We start from the raw sequence: 16,112 nt of genomic DNA, 5'->3' as shown, positions 1-16,112 counted from the left end.
AATTCTGCCGCTGCCCAGCTCGCTGCCTCTTGCTTCATGCGCCGCCCAAAATGCGACAGTAAACGACACTCCGAAGCTTGTGATTACCCACTATTTTCACGCCCCAGCCAGTATCCGATCTGGATGTCGACAAGCCGATGCATGCCGCGCCAGATGACCTTATTGCCGGGCGGAGGATCGTTGGCGCGTGCGAGATAGCCGCCCAGCTGGGCGAGCTTGATGAGGCTGCGAGACAGTGGAGGCGCCTGTGCTGTGCGTGCCGTATCTTTGACGAGGTGGTCAAGAAGCGTCACCTCGGTTGCGGTAAGCGCCACCTCCGGTGGAGCCTCTGGTGCACATCGATTGATCTCGGTCAGCCAGAATACTCTCCAGGCAAGGATGCAGAAGATGGCGATCAGGTTGGTCAACCGGCTGGCTGTACGCAACTGCGACTCTTCAGCCTTGCAACCGGACTTCAGATTCTTGTGAAACGTCTCTATCTTCCAGCGCATCGCGTACCAGTCGATCTTTTCGATTGCCTCCACACGTGAGTTCAACGGCAGATCAGTGAGCAACTTCCATTCGATAGGCTCCCGACCCACCGGCTCGCTGCGTTCCGTCGCATGGATGACCGTCAGTCTGAGCGCTGGATAGTGCCGCTGCTTTGCGACGGGCGGCCAAACCGTGAGGCGCCGATATCTGATCTCCAGAAGCGCCTGGTGAGGGTGCCCTTTGGCGTCGCGAAATTCGATCCGATGCAATCCCTTCACCCGCACCTCTGACATTTCATCTGCAACGGTATGCCCGCCGTCGCCGGCCAGCCTGTTAGTGCAGGTCCGCACCAGAAAATGCGTTCCGAGCTCGTAGGCAGCGCAAAACAGTTCAAAGATGTCGCTTTCCCGGTCACCGATATGCACACAGCGATCCGCATCGCCGAGTCGAGTTGTTGATTGCCGCAGATTCTCAATCCAGCGAAAGCTTTCCTTCTTCTCGATCGGTATGCGTGTGAAATTGACCTTGCTGCGCTTGGTCGCAGTGTCCTTGAACTCCTTGCGGCTCCAGAACTTGATGGCGTCCAGCCCGAGTGGCAGCCCTTGCGCTGTCACTGCGAGACTTGAATGCATCAGGATGCCGCATTGCGGGCTCGGCTTCGCCCGGCCTCGCCGCTGGGCGGAAGTTATCGCGCTGCCAGCGTAACCGATGAGTTCGGGACGTTCCCTTTCGTACGAAAACGTGGTGGTGTCCTGAAGTACAAGAATCGGTCCATCGGTCGTCGAAAAACGCTGTGCGGTTGCCTGGAAATGTCCACTCAGAATGTCCTGCTCACTTACGCGATCATTGTCCATGAAACGATAGGCTGCCTTGGTATTGGCCCAGTCCTGGCAGGCAAGCGGAATGGTCTGCCCCATGCCCCTCCACAGCTGCTCCAGCAGCGTTCCAAACCGCTTGCGTAGCCGGGTGTCCTTAAATTCACTCCCCGCAATCTCGCGGTCCAACCATGATTCATCATCTTCTTGTTCTCTTCCTTTCATTCGTCATATAGGTATCCTAAACGGTTCCAGGTTAGCAGAATTTTCGATTAAAATGTGGGTAATCACAAGCACTCCGAAGCAGTTTACAACCCACTCCGCTATGTCATTGACCGTAAACGACTTTCTCGGCGCCTACAGACTTATGTGTAATGGGATGGGGTTAATGCCGTCAGCCCAGGCTGGGTTTCAGAAACGCTTGCCGCGATGGGACAGGCCTATTCCGCAGGTACCCCCGCCGCGGTGGTGGCCCAGGCGTACAACCGAAGTCTGGTCGAGGACATCACAGGACAGGTCATTCCAGTCAAGAAGTCGTGAAAGCAGCGCAGCCGTCCAGTAACGGCGTTTGGCTTCAGTCGTGCTGTTTTGACTCGCAGCAACGCCGCTTTTCGTACGTAACCAGGTACCAGGGCAAGTATGAAGGAGACGACCATGAACCTCGCCGGCAAGACGCTATTCATGTCAGGTGGCAGTCGCGGTATCGGACTCGCCATTGCACTCCGGGCGGCACACGACGGCGCGAACATTGTGATTGCAGCGAAGACGGCCAACCCGGACCCGCGGCTTGAGGGCACTGTGCACACGGCAGCGGCGGCCGTGGAAGCTGCTGGCGGAAAGGCGCTTGCGCTGGTCGTCGACATTCGCGATGAGGAACGCGTAAAGGGCGCGGTTGCGAGGGCCGTTGAGGTGTTCGGCGGCATCGACATACTCGTGAACAATGCCAGCGCCATCCGGCTGACGGGAACGCTGGATACGCCCGTCAAGCGGTACGACCTGATGCACGGGGTGAACGGGCGAGGCACGTTTGTCTGTGCTCAAGCTTGCCTGCCTCACCTCCTCGATTCGCCGAATCCCCATATCCTGACGCTGTCGCCTCCGCTGGTCACAGACCCGAAGTGGTTTAAGGATTTCCCGGCATATAGCATTGCCAAATACACGATGAGCCTGTTCACACTGGCGCTGGCCGGTGAGTTCAAGGACCGTGGCGTCGCTGTGAATTCGCTGTGGCCGCGAACCGCGATTGCGACTGCTGCCGTGCGAAACGAGATTGGCGGCGCTGACATGATTGCCGCGTGTCGCAAGCCGGAGATAGTCGCCGACGCGGCCCACTATATCCTGACACGCCCATCCAGGGAGTGCTCGGGAAATTTCTTTCTCGATGATGAAGTGCTATTGGCGGCTGGTGTGCGTGACTTCGCGCAATACGACATTCAAACTGGCGCTGCATTGCAGGCAGACTTCTTCGTTGAGGCATTGCCCGGCATGCTACGGGCGGACAACATGGTCAAGGCCAAGCCGAGTAAATGACGTCCGCAGCATTCGTTGAGATGCAGGACTGCTCTTCAGGCGCTGCCGTAGTCCTGCGTCACCAATTTTGATTGTCGGGTGCCTGGCGCCACGCGCTCCAGACACGAGACCCATGCCGCAGCTCAGAAGTACCCGGCACCTCAAATCCGTACACTGAGTAAAACCGCAGGTTGCTGGGCTCTGCAGTCTCCAGATACGCGAAGGTAGAGTCGGTAGACTGCTATCAGCCTTTGCTGTCGAACCATGTCCTCTGGGAACACTATGAGTGAGAGTGGGTCACGTACAAATGCCCTGGCTAGCCTACCCCGAGAATTTCCCTGAACGATGAGCCGGGATTGTGCATCGTCTTCATCAGTAGCCGGACGTTTCCCACGAGATAGGCCTGATGCTACCACTGGTCCACAAGGTAGCTGACGGCGTGCCACTTCAAAGCCCTTCTGCTGCATCATCTACTCAATCAATGCTCTGGTCTTCTGCGTCACCCTGCTCTGCCTTTGCAATTGATACAAGTGCAAGCAAAGCAATTAACATCGCGATGGTCTTCATGGTAGCTCTCCGATAAAACATCTCGTAATCCGTGAATTCTTCTTCCGGACGGCTAGCGGGTTGCCGCAGCCCGTGCGTCCAACTGAATCTCGTCGGCGACGAGAACCATTGGCAGGAAGAACAGCCGGCGAAACTGCCGACCAGTCGATAGCTCAGCAGGACGCTTCCGTCGGGAGCGCCGCGCAGGCCGAACGTTATAGGCGGGAGTACTGTTCACCGAGCCAAATGTTCGTCTTGGAGTTAGCAGATATGCGCTTAATGGGGGAAACGCAGAAGTCCGCTCAAGGTGACCTTCGAAGGCCAGTAATCACATTAAGGTGGTGGTTGCATGCTGCGTTATAGCCAGTTGACCTGAAGACTAGCTTAAGAAATCGCTCGCATATCGTTATATTTTTTTGCTTGCATGTATCGACAGTCAAAACCGGACGGTTCATCCGTCGATGGGCACAGTCGTTATGACAATCGATGGAGAGCGGTCTCCGCAGCTTCCAGTCATCTAGTGCAAGCGCTCTTAATTGGGCACTGCCGTTATTCATAAGACAAAAGCACCCGACACCCCGACACACAGTTAGCGACAATTCATTTCGACCTTTCCACTTCGATAATAAACCTTTCGGCTATTCCCGTAACCTTTCCGCACATGGATTCGTCGGTGGTAATCGAGACGAAAACACGCGGCAGCGAGAAGCCGGACTGTCGCCGACAACCAATATTCTCGCGGGTTGCAACAAACAAATCGTTGGCCTACGCTTCACTGTACTTTCGAAAGTGCCCTCATCGTCGAGTGTCAACCACGTGTCCCAGACCGTGTAGTGAGTCAAGACGAATTGGCGACTATGGTCACTTGCTTCCAGTACATAAGCTCGATACCCGTTGAGTAGCGCCTTGGCGCGCGCTCTCCGGTGTAGGCGTGCGCGCGTCTCGGCCAATAACGCACAGCGACCGGGAGATAGCGTTCGCTTGCTTCTCATCCCAGCCGGAGATAGACGTGGCATAGCTCGACGTGCGAGGTCAGTTGTCACGTCATCAATTCGCCCAAGCTGCATCCCACCACGCCTCAAGGAGGTAGCACCATGGACATTTCGCAGGCATTTGCCGCGTTGAACGGTAAGTTCGTCGATACAGTCAACGCTCACGATACGCACAGTTGGGCGGCCTTGTTTGCCGACGACGCCATTCTCATTCCGGCGGGCCAAGAAGCTGTGACCGGACCAAAGGGAATCGAAGGATGGACCGAAGTAGCAACGAAAGTCTGGAATCGTTTGGAAATTCAGCAGCGGTTTTGCACATCTGATGGAAATGTGGCTTGGGAATCCGGAACCTGGACTGGGAATATCAACATATCGGGCGGACAGACCATGGACATCAGCGGAAACTTCCTACTCATCGCACAGAAGGAAGGCTCCGCGTTGCGCATCAAAGCGCACGCGTGGAACGTGAATCCCACGACGCCTTGACCAGTTGCATCCCTATCACGCCGAATTGACGACTCAGTCGAGTGGCGCACTGGGTGACACACTCGAAGCCCGACGGAGCGCCCGTTTTGTGGCTGCTGCGACGAGTCCCCGCTATGTCGCAGCGGCAGCAACTGCGCGAGGTGCCGATACCTTGGGCGTTGATTTCGCAGCGGCAATGGTCGAAAAGGCGACGCGTCTTAACGCAAAGCCCATCTTCAACCTAGGTAGTGCCGGCAGAATGGAGAAGAGTCTCACGGTCGTGATGACTGCGGTTGGTGAGAAAACACCTGGACACAGTCGTCTAAAGACACCCATGAGGTGTGTCGTCAAGATTGCATCCACCTGGTGCAGTTCGTCGGGATTCAGAATCCACACAGCGATGTCCGCAAATGGTCGTCTGAAAAGTCGTTGTTTCCCCGGCACAAATGCGTCATCAAGGTCGAGCCACAAACCATGACTATTGCCGTTGATGGACCGACACGCGCGACTATTTCGCGGAGCAAAACCCGGAAATTCCAAGGGGCGCGCTTTACAAAATACAACTGGCAAAGCTGGGAATGGGTATAAAACGCCGCATTTGATGCCGTCATCTTCGCGACTGCTTGCGAGGCGCCGCTAGGCGCACCTTCTGCCGGGGAAGTCGCTCGTCGACCGTTTCCGGGTCGAGGCCGTGGAATCGCAGGTGCCTGCGCAAGAAATTCCGCGAGAAGAGAAGGCCCACCTCGCCGCTTATTCCTGACACGCCTGCCAAGGGCGGCATTCCTTCGACAATCCATCCCTCAGGTGTGTGCATTGGCGGCAACTGGTTGAATGCGGCCTCCCACATGTAGTGCCCAAGTACTCCGTCGGCAGCCTCGGCAGCGTGATGTACGCCGGCGTCGAAGTCGTCGGTCGGGCAAGCGACCTTCAGGCTGTGCGAAGCAAGCACAGCAACGGTACGCGGGTTACCGCCCAGAAGCTTTCTGGAGATATCTATCTCGTTCGGACGCACGGAAACCTGGTCAGCGACACACGCGCGTAGACCGGCGTCCACCCATTGGGCCAACTGCTCATCGGACGGCTCGGTGGGAAGATACCCGAAAAAGAAAACGGGATTGGTTGAATCAAACTCTGCCAGTACGATTCGCCATGCCTGCTGCGTCGGCACACTTTTCTGCCACACAATCCTGTCGCGGCGGAAGCCAACGTGCCTGCTCAGGCCGACAAGAAGCACGAGTCGCCGATGCAGTGTTCCAGGACCTTCCTTCATCGCATAGTCCATCCGTCGCTCCTCTCCCGAGCACTCGCCGTACGCCGCCATCCGATTTGCACCGCCGCTCCCCTTATGCGCGAGGTCTCAGCGTCCAGTTGCAAGTGGGGATTCCCGCCCGCCTCCCACTTCAACGACCTTTGTAGCTAAGTGTCGCGGGGTCGCTGTTCCTGAAAATCAGAAACCACGGCGATTGAAGGGGACCGCCCATGGAGTTGGCCGGAACGATGACGTCGCACTGTTTCGTCTTCGTGTCGCAGCGGCGTACCTGCCCCGTTGTCTCAGGCGCGGCACCCGTAATGGGAATGAACAGCTTTCCATCTGGCCCAAAGAGGATTGCCTGTGCGGTGGCTCTGGGGTTGCCAGTTGTCCACAATGGAATCGAGTCCAGAAGACGACCTGTCCTGCCTGAAAGCTTCAGGATTTTGTCTGTGTCGTTGGGGTCGCTGTTGTTGCGAAAGCTCGTAATCCAGAGGTTGCCTTCCCTGTCAAAAACCAGTCCTTCCGGCCGATGCAACTCGGGCACCGTCTTGTTCGACGCAAACACATCGACGAACTTCCTTGAAAATGGGTTAAAGCGCAGCACGTACGCGATGAGCGCGTCATCTGGATTTGTCGAGATGGGGCACCCTCTTGCGGCTACGTAAAGCAGTCCGTCAGGCCCGAAGACTACCCCGCGTGGATAGAACGCCGGCGTGAAATTGCGCCGGTCGAGGTTGCCCAGGAAGGCGCCAGACTCGCCATATTCCCTGATGTTGCCCTGACTGTCACAGGTGTTCCCTTGCGTGCCGATATCCGCAACGTAAAAGCGGTCGCCCGGCGCACCCTGGACGATGCCTTGCGGAGCAAAGGGCGCGCCCCTGTCACTTGAAGAAACAAGCTTGCCAAGGAACACGCCTGTCCTGCCGTCAAAGCGAAGAATCTCTCCAAAGTCGCTGCCGAAGTTCTGGTTGACGACTACGAGTTGACCTTCGCTGAAGATTAAGCCCATCGGCCCGTTCAAGCCCGCATCTCCAGAAGAAATGAAGGTGCCGAGATATGCTCCGCTCGAAGTGTCGAAGCGCTTGACGGTATTGTCGCCGACATCGCCAACAAAAAGCTCTAGGGTCCTTGAGAACGGGCTGGTCTGTCCTTGCGTCGTTGCTCCCTGACCGAACGCGAAAACACTTAATACCGACCCAGAAAATAGCAAAGCGAATTTCAATACATATCGACGCAGACAGTCGGCAAGAGTTCTTCTACACATTTCGTCACCTCCATGCGAGTCGTAACAAAGTCACTCGAATCAGAAAAACCTCTGATGATGGGCTCGGGCGCTTAGATGACAGGTCTTCCGAGGACAAGCTAACAGCCCCTCCGTGACATCCGCTATTCATCCATCAGAAACGTCCGAGACACAGGTTCGAACCAACACGCCTCTTTCATTCGCTATGCACCACTTCCACGCGAATACGGCTTCGACTGCAAATACTTCTGCGGAGTCAAAGTGACCGTCGTAAGTTCGGCATTGAGGTGCGCGATTGTTTTCGGAAAACGGCGATATCGATAATCTGGCTAGCACGCAAAAACAGGCTATTTTTTGTTCGATGTGAGCCCGCTGCGTCAAGAACCAGTTCTATAGAATGGAAAAGCCTCACTAAGCCAGTGTTTGGCGGATTAGTGCTAGCAGATATGCGCTGATAGTGTGCACAGAATTCTGCTCAGGGTGACTTTTTGAGTCGAGCAGTCGCATTAAGATTGCGATGCAAGATTTGTTATAGATGGGCGATGCCCTGATTACAAGACAGCGACATAGTCGTGTCTGTGATTGCTTCGAAAAGCGAAATCCAAATTTCGATAATTTCAGTTGGTGCGGGCGCAACAGTTATAAGCGTCGCCGAAGCTGGGGCGGAACTTTCGACGGCGTTTTCGAACACTGCGACGTTCACCTTGGAAGGCTTCACGGCATGACTTTCGGCTGCATCATTGGCGAAGACGTTGCCGTCAAACGTTATGACCAGTTCCTGGTTTCATTCGATGCACTCGGGATTCTGAACTCAGGCGGGAATCACGCCGAACACATCCTTGCGGCTCTGGAAGACACCATCTTGGGTTCTGTTCATAAGAAGGGGGCCGGCGAGTTCACGCTGTCGGGCTTGCTCAAGATTGGCGTCCAGCAAGTTCCGGCGAAAAAGAAGCGTTTCGGCAAGGACCCGTTCACGGGTGAAGAGCGCTGGTTTGACGCCAAGCCGGCGACTGTCCGCCTGAAGGTGCGGGCGCTTAAGAAGTTGAAGGACGCAGCAGCGTAAGGGCCGCGTCGCTTGATAAAAAGCCCGCTTTTCGAGCGGGCTTCTTTAATGCCATCTCCAACGTAACACGGTCCGAGCTCGCTACGGTACCTGTGCCCCAATGGCAACCCAACGCCTGCGTGTTCCCAATTGCTGACTGAGCCTTCCGACGTCCGGGACTGCGGTGGGTCAAACGCATACCGCGGCATTGGGTTCACGCCTATACTCTCGATGACGTCAACGCACTGAAGTGACCCAATGTCGAATCTCGCCATCAGTTCGCTTCCGCAGGTACGGGCCCGTGCGCATCTCATCGCCGACCGGATTGACCTCAAGAACTTCAAAATCACCGATTCTCTCGACACCACACCGCTGACGGTAACGGTAGGGGGCTCCGACGGCATCGCCGTTCTTTTCAGGTACGGCGTCGTCGTGCTTTTTTGATTTGGCGCTTGATGATGAACAACGGTTTCTCTCCTCGTTAGCCCCGTTGCTGTACAACGCTTACGGGCGACCTCAGCTCGAAGAAATCGCCATCCAGAGCGGCAAGACGAACGTTGGTGTGCAGGGCGGTGCAGTCTGGCTCGATGCGCTGACGTTGGAAAAGGCTCAGGTGATAGCGGACAGCCTCAGCAAAAGCCTTGTGCTGTCGATGTATGAAGACAAGACCGCGAGCGAGTTCGATAGCATCATTCCGTTGGCATCGGAACTGGCGAGAACAGGAAAGGTGAGCGCGGACGCCAAAACGCTACTCTCAAAAATTGGCGGGATGCTCCTAATCGAACACCGCATGGTCGGCCGGGCTGAAATCGGCGACAAGCCGGAGACCCTTTGGGAACACCCGGAGCTCGGCGGCCTCTATGCGCTATTGGAGGACGAATACGAACTGCACGAGCGACAACCCGCGCTTGAACGCAAGCTGCAGCTAATTTCGGGAACTGCGCAAACCCTGGCCGAAATCGCGGAAACCAAACACGTTCACCGCCTCGAATGGTATGTCATAGGGCTTATTGCCCTTGAAATCGTGATTGGTTTGGCAGACCTGGCGCATAAGTTCCTTTTCTGAGTGCTTTCTCCTAGCCGGCCGTTGGCCTTCTCAAGCTGTCGTGCGGACGGTGATGGTGCATCGCACCGCGAGTTGTCCCAGATGCGCCCTCATCTTGCGCTATCGGCCCCAACCTTCTATAAAGTGTCGGAACGATAGCGTTCCTTCGCTCTCTTCTGGTCGTATCCGTCATGTCGGCTGGAGGCATTCCATGCCCTTTTCTCTCATCAAGTCAGCGGCCATCCCGATAGCTTTCGTGTTTGTTCTAGCCGCACCCGCTTACGCCGGTTCCCCGCTGAGCTATCTCGGTGACGCGACGAACGCCATATACGCACTAGACGAAAACTCTAGCCCTGAAGAGGTGGCAAAGGCCTATTCGCAGGGATGCAATGCGCTCAAACGCCTGAGTAGCGACGAGTCCTTCAAGAAAGCGCTACACGCAAAGTCCAAAAAGAGCGGCGGCGAACAACGCGAGGCGCTCCAGGCAGCACGCTCGTTCGCAGGAAGCTTCGTCGACGCGGAAGCCACAGCACTGAACCAGATAGGCGTCAGCAACGAAGCTGCCGGGCAGATTCTCGATAGAGCAAAAGACTTTCGGAATGACATTACCGAGAAGCCCGACCCGCAACTCATTGAGAGGGATATCAGTCAGACGCGTGATGTCGTCTGCAAAGCCAGCGCGGAGGCCTCATCATCGTTGCGAGACACGAAAACCAGAAATAGGTGGGGTTTGATAGCACTCGGTTTTGGTGGGTTGGCACTCATAGCGGCCGACGTCGGTTCGGAGGTGCCATCAGGCGGTTTTAGCACTGCATCCTTCGGGCTAGGCGTAGGGATGGTCGGAACCTTCCTGAGTAAAACCATGAAGGAGTGGTGAGACGGCAGTCGCCGTCCGAGGCACGCTCCTGCGTAAGCCCTGTTTCACGAGACGTTGGATATCGGCTTTCTCGCCTCCAGCTGTAAGCTGCGTTAACTGGTCCGTTTCACTTCGGCGCTAACAGATGGAGCAATTTGCCACGTATCCGGCTGCCAGGAGCAACAAACATGAGAGTCAGTTACGACGACCATCCCGATAAGAGTGCTATCCCGCAGTCCGGCTCTGTCAATTTTGGCGCCGCGAATATAAAGTCATTCGCTAAAAGATGTCTTTGAACTTCTTTAGTTCGAGACACGCTTCATAGAGACATCGCGCCATCTAAATGGATGATGGTCTTTTTAGATGTGGCAGCGCGCGCTCCTTTGGTACGCCTCCGCACGCCATTTCCACTTTGACCGAGACCACGTCGCATCGAGCTTATTCCTCATTGCGTTTTTGCGTAATCCACATATAAATAAACAAGTTTCAGTCGGCTGTGCTCATGAATAGTTGGGGCGAAGCCGAATTGGACACTAACGGCCCGGGTTCCTTTCCTCATCGGCTGCCCGCCGACCTGGAACGCGCAGGGCAATAACATTCCGAGGTCACACATGGCGGCAATACAGCACGTTTTTGTTCTCATGCTTGAGAACCGTTCTTATGACAGTGTGTTCGGGTGGTCCAACCTGATTGGCACTACGCCCACAGGTGCCCCGACAAGCGCCAACGGGCTGCCGACAACCCCCATCGTCAACTTTGGAAGAACTGGCACTTCTTACCAACTTGGTAAAGGGGCGCCCTACGCTCTCGGCTTCGACCCGGGTCATGAATTCACCGACGCCTGTGTTCAGCTGTGCGGGTTGCAAGTCGCCAGTGGAGATACCGTGCGCAACGATTCACTCGTGTTTGGTGCAAGCGGCTACCCTCCGTTTGCAACGGATACTTCAACGACGGGCTTTGCTGCGACATATGAAGACCATTCGGACGCTGTGGCAGATGCATTCAACGCATTCACGCCGGACCAGCTCCCTGTGCTGAACTTCCTGGCCAGTCAGTTTGGCGTTTGCGACAACTGGTTTGCCTCCGTGCCGGGGCCAACGTGGCCCAATCGTTTCTTTGCTGTAGCTGGCACCGCGTCTGGACTTGACCACTCACCTAGTGATGCGCAGGTGGTGGAAGCGGTGTTCTTCAACGCACCTCTCTTCACCTTCCCTAATGGAACGGTCTTTTCAAAGCTTCGGGAATCGGACTGGCTCATCGTACAGGGCGACGTGGCACAGGCGCGCGGCATCCACGGAATGCAAAATCTGCTCAACCGTTTCGTCTCCATGGATACGCTCATATCGCGACTCGCCAGCAATTCGTTGACCGAGAAGTTCATATTCATCGAACCTACCTACGACGCGAAGAATGATTTCCGGAATGGCAATTCTATGCATCCGTGCGGTGATGTCCGCCGAGGAGAAGCGTTAGTCAAACAGGTCTACGACGCCATCAGTACTTCCGACCTGTGGAACAACAGCGTGCTGCTCATCGTCTTCGATGAACACGGTGGTTTCTTCGACCACGTGACACCTCCCAATGCGGAACCGCCACGCTCCGCCGAAAACGCTCGCCTGAAAACGCACAACTTCGCGTTCGACAGACTGGGCGTGCGTGTGCCGGCTATCGTCGTGTCTCCTTTCATTCCGGCCGGGACCATCGACCATTCGTTGTACGACCACACGTCGATACTGAAGACGACAGACGCGCTGCTCGAACTCAATGGGGCGCTCATTCTGACCGCACGCGTGCGCGCCGCAGACGATTTCTCGAAGATGTTGAGCCTGTCCACGCCTCGCCCAGTCGTTCCGCAATGTCCGTCGCCTGTCGCAGTGAGTGATGACTCAAGACCCTCGAGCGAAGGTTCCCCGCGAGCGAAGGACCCGTTCCTGCCGCTTTACGCGCATCACTAGAACCGGCGGTGCGTGCCCTCTGCGTCAATGGCGGCGTCACCAAAGCTTTTCCACTGCAAAAGATGGAGCAGCCGACAATGAACGAACCCAAAGTAAAAAGAGACCCCGAGGGCACGCGCCGGCGGATTCTGGAAGCCGCGACGCAACAGTTCTCAACGCACGGGCTCGCCGGGGCGCGCGTCGACGCAATTGCCACCGCCGCCGACACGAACGAGCGGATGCTTTACTACTACTTCGAAAGCAAGGAAGGGCTGTACGTCGCCGTCCTCGAGGCCATGTACGTGGAGTTCGCGAATCATGAGGTGAGTCTGGACCTGTCTGGGCTGCCACCAGCAGACGCCATTCGGGCGCTCGCGCGCTCCATTTGGGATTACCTTCGGGCGAACCCCCGGTGGCTGAACCTCATCAACAACGAAGATCTGCACGAAGGGCAATATCTCGAGCGCTCGGCGAAACTGCGAGAGGCCATTTCGCCGTTGATTAGCCTGTTAAGCGCAACCCTGACGCGCGGCGCAGCTGCCGGGGAATTCCGAGCCGAGGTAGACGCGCTGGATTTCTACGTGACCATGGTCGCCATGGGCTATTACGTGGTTTCCAACCGGTTCACCCTGAAGGCGTTTGTCGGGCGGGACTACTCGGCGCCGTCTGCCATCGAGGCAGTGTCCGCGATGCAGGTCGAGATGCTGCTGTCGTTTTTGAGGCCGGCATCGGCAGCCATACCTGTCTATTCTGCGGACGCCAGAGCCGCTGCACGAGAAGATGGGGCGAGAATGAACTGAAGGGTATCCGGTTCACGGATACAGACCTTTGCCGACGTGGGTCGCGACGCACAAAGAAGGCGGTCCGGAGGAGATGGACCGCCCGCCAACACACTCCGGTGCCGGTGAGATTGCCGTCACCGCCTGTCGTTCTATCTTTGCCACGCCGTTCGAGCTTTCGCCGTCGTTTGGCCCCAGCCCGCGCCCTTCAGCCACAGGTAGCCCGTAGCCAGTTACATACCGGTTCCCGGGCGGGTATCCCTCCGTCATGCGTGCCGGTGCAGCGCAGGGTATTTTCGCATTGCACCTTTGTTTGTCCGCCACGCGCCCTATAACAGAGCCCACAGGTGCGAGATGCATCAGCGGGTTCACAAGCCCCGCCGATATCGCGATTTCGCGCCCGATGAGCTGCGCTCCGTACCTCGGCTCAGCGCATTGCGCGTCGTCTTCCAGATAGCGTCAGCACCAATCGCATCCGCTGCCTCCCCGTGCGAGTGCGGAGGGTGGTGCGCGAATAACGCAAACCCCCGGGGAAGCCACGAAGGTGGTCAAGGAGTGAATCATGAAATCACGGTTGATGGCCGTGCTTGCTGCTGGCGGATTGCTGGTCTTGCCGGGGCTCGCAAGCGCCCAGGACACGATGCAGGCACCGCAGGCGCAGCAGAATCTCGCTACTCCGGCAGCGTCCACTGATATGACGTATCAGTCATATGGCGGAATGCCCTCCACAAACACGCAGGCCGGAAGGCGCACCGCGGAGAAGTGCAGGACGGACCCGCAATGCAATATCTTTTTCGGCGGTAGCTGAGCGATTTCTGCACTGTGCATCGGCTCCGCAAGTAGTAGACCTGTGTCTGCTCCCGACGGCCGGATGCCTGAAGCACTATCGTATCGGCTGGAAGCCCACGAGGGCCGTCCCAATTTATAACAACGACGGCCCCAGGCAGGCCCGCGCCATTGATAGCTTCCATCCGCTTGCATGCGGCACCGGCTTCCGCAAAAAAAATCGTTCTTCCCGATGCTGCGGGCGCTCCGACCTCTCGAAGTCTCAGTGTCAGATACGGTTGATGATGACCCATCAGGAAAACGGTTCGCTGATGACAATGTCATAATGCCACGCGCCCTCGTCGAGTCCAGACAGTCGCATGTCGGTTGCCAAATTCGGCACAAAGACCCGCGGGCTACCTTGGATGGCCACCTTCACAAGATACCCAGCACCGAAGTTTTGGGTATGCGATCCACGAACGACGCCCCTCAGAGTAAGGTGGCGGAGCGCGTGAGGTGTGATAGTGATGCGGGTCAGCGGAGGTCGGCCGGCATTTTCCAGGGAAGCAACGCGTCGTAGTCGTCGACGGTCTTCGCCAGAGGCAGGCGCTGGAACAGCCAGGTGAGATACCGGTAGGGATCGATGCTGTTTGCTTTGCAGGTCTCGACGAGCGTATAGAGATTGGCGCTCGCGTTCGCGCCTTCGACGGTGTCAGAGAACAGCCATCCGCGGCGCCCTACGCAGAACGGGCGAATCGCATTTTCGCAGGGGTTGTTCGAGATAGGCCAGTCGCCGTTCTCGACGTAACGGATGAGCTTCGGCCACTGCGCGCGCAGGTAAGTCAGTCCCTTGCCGAGCAGGCTTTTCGGTACGACGCCGAGTGAGTGCTCAAGCATCAGCGCGTGGATGGCGTCGAGTACGCGCGCGCTGTATCGTCGTCGCAATCGCTGTCGTCGCTGTGCGCTCCACGTCGCACTGTGCGCCTCGGCCGCGAACAGCTTCCCGATCAATTTGATGAAGCGCGTCGCCAACAGATCGGGCGTTCGGGCGGCCTTTGGTACGCTGTCCTCTGCTTTGACGAAGTACCGTCTCAGGTGAACCCAGCATCCTAGGTGCACGAGCTGGTGACGCCGGGCAATGTCGTTGTAGGGCTCGTAGCCATCGGTCATCATGACCGCGCCCTCGCGGATCCCGGTGAACAGCTTGTCGGCCAGCCTGGTGCCGCGCCCCGGTGTATAGGTGAAGCATCGGATGGGCACGCCCGAATCGGTCATCTGCGCCCAGAGATAACTCTTCGTTTGCGGTCGGCGGCCCTTTTCCTTCAACACCTGAAGTGTCGTCTCGTCGCAGTAGATCAGCTCGGCATCGAGCAACGCATCGCGCATCAGGTTGATCACGGGTTGCGTTCCGAGACCCACACGGACCATGCTCGCAGCAATCGTGTTCGACGAGATGTCGCCGCCGAAGCGACGTAGCAGACCGGCCTGGCGATACAGTGGCATCCCGAACTGATACTTGCCGGCGGCGATCCATGCAAGCGCCGATTCGCTCAACAGGCCGCGAGGGATGATGCGAGGCGGCGCCGGCGTCACCTTGATGCCGAGATCGCAGCACGGACACGCATATCTGACGCGCTGGTGCTGGATCACGCGAAGCTGCTCCGGAATCACGTCGAGCTGCTCGCTTATCTCCACGCCAAACTCGACGAGCGCGTGACCATCGTTCATGCAGAAGCGTTCGGCCTCAGGCAGCTCGTGCCGCACCACGTCGCGCGGCAGGTTGGGATCGAGCGGCTTGCGATGGCCCCGCTTCTTGCGCGTATGTGCGCCGACCGTCGATTCTGGCGTATCTTCCTGAGCAGGTGAGCTGCTCGCGCCGAGCACCTCGGCTTCGTTGAACAGGCTGGGTTGATCCGAATCTCGTGCCTCGCTCTTTGAGCCGAACAACTCGTGACGGTAGGCCCGGAGTCGTTCCTCGGCGAGATCGCGTTCCGCTGTCACGAGCCGCAGGGCGCCGCGTAATGCCTCCTGTTCTTCTCGCAACGCACGAGCGGCATCGCGTTCGGCGAGCAGCTCTTTCAGTTCGTCGGCGGTGATCGTGACGTTGACCGGCATGCTGGGTTAGACCAGCACACCGTCTGCCTGTTCAGCTCACACGCAGATATTCCTGCTTCGGATGTCGTCGAATCGTCGTGATGTCATCGCCATCGAGCAGCGCGTGCAGCACGTTGGTCGTCATCGTCACGACCTCAGCCTTGTTGTCGGGCCAGATGAAACGGCTGGCCTCCAATCGTTTCGTCATAAGCCAGAAACCGCTGCCGTCCCAGCCAAGGATCTTGATCCTGTCGCGACGCCGGTTTCCGAAGATGTAAAGCGACGAGTCCATCGGATTCAGGCG

Annotated in this window: 14 protein-coding genes; 9 read left to right on the top strand and 5 right to left on the bottom strand. The window is 57.2% G+C overall.

Annotation, left to right across the window (positions count from 1 at the left end; translation table 11 throughout):
* Positions 1 to 83: 83 nt before the first annotated feature.
* Positions 84 to 1,511, bottom strand: coding sequence for an IS4 family transposase (locus tag SB822_RS52690; protein WP_410858520.1), 1,428 nt, complete (start codon positions 1,509 to 1,511; stop codon positions 84 to 86).
* 429 nt (positions 1,512 to 1,940) lie between these two features.
* Here SB822_RS52690 and SB822_RS52685 point away from each other — a divergent pair, with 429 nt between their 5' ends.
* Positions 1,941 to 2,816 carry an SDR family oxidoreductase gene (locus SB822_RS52685; RefSeq protein ID WP_410858519.1) on the top strand — a complete coding sequence of 292 codons (876 nt, stop codon included), beginning with the start codon at positions 1,941 to 1,943 and terminating at the stop codon, positions 2,814 to 2,816.
* Positions 2,817 to 4,435: 1,619 nt separating this feature from the next.
* Positions 4,436 to 4,819 carry a YybH family protein gene (locus SB822_RS52680; RefSeq protein ID WP_410858518.1) on the top strand — a complete coding sequence of 128 codons (384 nt, stop codon included), beginning with the start codon at positions 4,436 to 4,438 and terminating at the stop codon, positions 4,817 to 4,819.
* A 586-nt stretch (positions 4,820 to 5,405) separates the two neighbouring features.
* On the opposite strand, the gene SB822_RS52675 is transcribed toward SB822_RS52680, so the two are convergent.
* Both SB822_RS52675 and SB822_RS52670 read right to left on the bottom strand, forming a co-directional pair.
* Positions 5,406 to 6,080 (bottom strand): hypothetical protein, encoded by a 675-nt coding sequence (locus tag SB822_RS52675; RefSeq protein ID WP_410858517.1) that lies wholly within the window; start codon positions 6,078 to 6,080, stop codon positions 5,406 to 5,408.
* A 118-nt stretch (positions 6,081 to 6,198) separates the two neighbouring features.
* On the bottom strand, positions 6,199 to 7,272 hold the full coding sequence (locus tag SB822_RS52670; RefSeq protein ID WP_410858516.1) for a hypothetical protein: 1,074 nt from the start codon (positions 7,270 to 7,272) through the stop codon (positions 6,199 to 6,201).
* A gap of 556 nt (positions 7,273 to 7,828) precedes the next feature.
* Between SB822_RS52670 and SB822_RS52665 the strand changes: the two genes are divergently transcribed.
* From SB822_RS52665 to SB822_RS52635, 7 genes are all read left to right on the top strand, one after another.
* Entirely contained in the window at positions 7,829 to 8,356 is a 528-nt protein-coding gene (locus tag SB822_RS52665) for an HU family DNA-binding protein (RefSeq protein ID WP_410858515.1), read from the top strand.
* A gap of 237 nt (positions 8,357 to 8,593) precedes the next feature.
* Entirely contained in the window at positions 8,594 to 8,779 is a 186-nt protein-coding gene (locus SB822_RS52660; RefSeq protein WP_410858514.1) for a hypothetical protein, read from the top strand.
* 1 nt (position 8,780) lies between these two features.
* Positions 8,781 to 9,401: an RMD1 family protein gene (locus SB822_RS52655; protein WP_410858513.1), complete on the top strand. Its 621-nt coding sequence runs from the start codon at positions 8,781 to 8,783 to the stop codon at positions 9,399 to 9,401.
* A 190-nt stretch (positions 9,402 to 9,591) separates the two neighbouring features.
* Entirely contained in the window at positions 9,592 to 10,257 is a 666-nt protein-coding gene (locus tag SB822_RS52650) for a hypothetical protein (RefSeq protein WP_410858512.1), read from the top strand.
* Between the two features lie 590 nt (positions 10,258 to 10,847).
* The gene (locus SB822_RS52645; protein WP_410858511.1) at positions 10,848 to 12,191 is read left to right on the top strand and encodes an alkaline phosphatase family protein; all 1,344 of its coding nucleotides are present in this window, start codon (positions 10,848 to 10,850) and stop codon (positions 12,189 to 12,191) included.
* Positions 12,192 to 12,268: 77 nt separating this feature from the next.
* Entirely contained in the window at positions 12,269 to 12,970 is a 702-nt protein-coding gene (locus SB822_RS52640) for a TetR family transcriptional regulator (protein ID WP_410858510.1), read from the top strand.
* A 541-nt stretch (positions 12,971 to 13,511) separates the two neighbouring features.
* On the top strand, positions 13,512 to 13,757 hold the full coding sequence (locus tag SB822_RS52635; RefSeq protein ID WP_410858509.1) for a hypothetical protein: 246 nt from the start codon (positions 13,512 to 13,514) through the stop codon (positions 13,755 to 13,757).
* Positions 13,758 to 14,248: 491 nt separating this feature from the next.
* On the opposite strand, the gene tnpC is transcribed toward SB822_RS52635, so the two are convergent.
* Complete coding sequence (gene tnpC, locus SB822_RS52630; protein WP_079503779.1) at positions 14,249 to 15,829, bottom strand: IS66 family transposase; 1,581 nt, start codon at positions 15,827 to 15,829, stop codon at positions 14,249 to 14,251.
* 31 nt (positions 15,830 to 15,860) lie between these two features.
* A partial coding sequence (gene tnpB / locus SB822_RS52625; RefSeq protein WP_410858508.1) for an IS66 family insertion sequence element accessory protein TnpB occupies positions 15,861 to 16,112 on the bottom strand: 252 nt, incomplete at its 5' end.

The organism is Paraburkholderia sp. SIMBA_054 (assembly GCF_046534875.1).
Taxonomy (GTDB): Bacteria; Pseudomonadota; Gammaproteobacteria; order Burkholderiales; family Burkholderiaceae; genus Paraburkholderia; species Paraburkholderia hospita.
This window is presented reverse-complemented; position numbering and strand designations above follow the sequence as displayed.

Excerpts from the sequence above, each read along its gene's own strand:
- SB822_RS52690 (WP_410858520.1), bottom strand. The coding sequence starts at position 1,511 with ATGAAAGGAAGAGAACAAGAAGATGATGAATCATGGTTGGACCGCGAG.
- SB822_RS52685 (WP_410858519.1), top strand. The coding sequence starts at position 1,941 with ATGAACCTCGCCGGCAAGACGCTATTCATGTCAGGTGGCAGTCGCGGT.
- SB822_RS52680 (WP_410858518.1), top strand. The coding sequence starts at position 4,436 with ATGGACATTTCGCAGGCATTTGCCGCGTTGAACGGTAAGTTCGTCGAT.
- SB822_RS52675 (WP_410858517.1), bottom strand. The coding sequence starts at position 6,080 with ATGGACTATGCGATGAAGGAAGGTCCTGGAACACTGCATCGGCGACTC.
- SB822_RS52665 (WP_410858515.1), top strand. The coding sequence starts at position 7,829 with ATGGGCGATGCCCTGATTACAAGACAGCGACATAGTCGTGTCTGTGAT.
- SB822_RS52660 (WP_410858514.1), top strand. The coding sequence starts at position 8,594 with ATGTCGAATCTCGCCATCAGTTCGCTTCCGCAGGTACGGGCCCGTGCG.
- SB822_RS52650 (WP_410858512.1), top strand. The coding sequence starts at position 9,592 with ATGCCCTTTTCTCTCATCAAGTCAGCGGCCATCCCGATAGCTTTCGTG.
- SB822_RS52645 (WP_410858511.1), top strand. The coding sequence starts at position 10,848 with ATGGCGGCAATACAGCACGTTTTTGTTCTCATGCTTGAGAACCGTTCT.
- SB822_RS52640 (WP_410858510.1), top strand. The coding sequence starts at position 12,269 with ATGAACGAACCCAAAGTAAAAAGAGACCCCGAGGGCACGCGCCGGCGG.
- SB822_RS52635 (WP_410858509.1), top strand. The coding sequence starts at position 13,512 with ATGAAATCACGGTTGATGGCCGTGCTTGCTGCTGGCGGATTGCTGGTC.
- tnpC (WP_079503779.1), bottom strand. The coding sequence starts at position 15,829 with ATGCCGGTCAACGTCACGATCACCGCCGACGAACTGAAAGAGCTGCTC.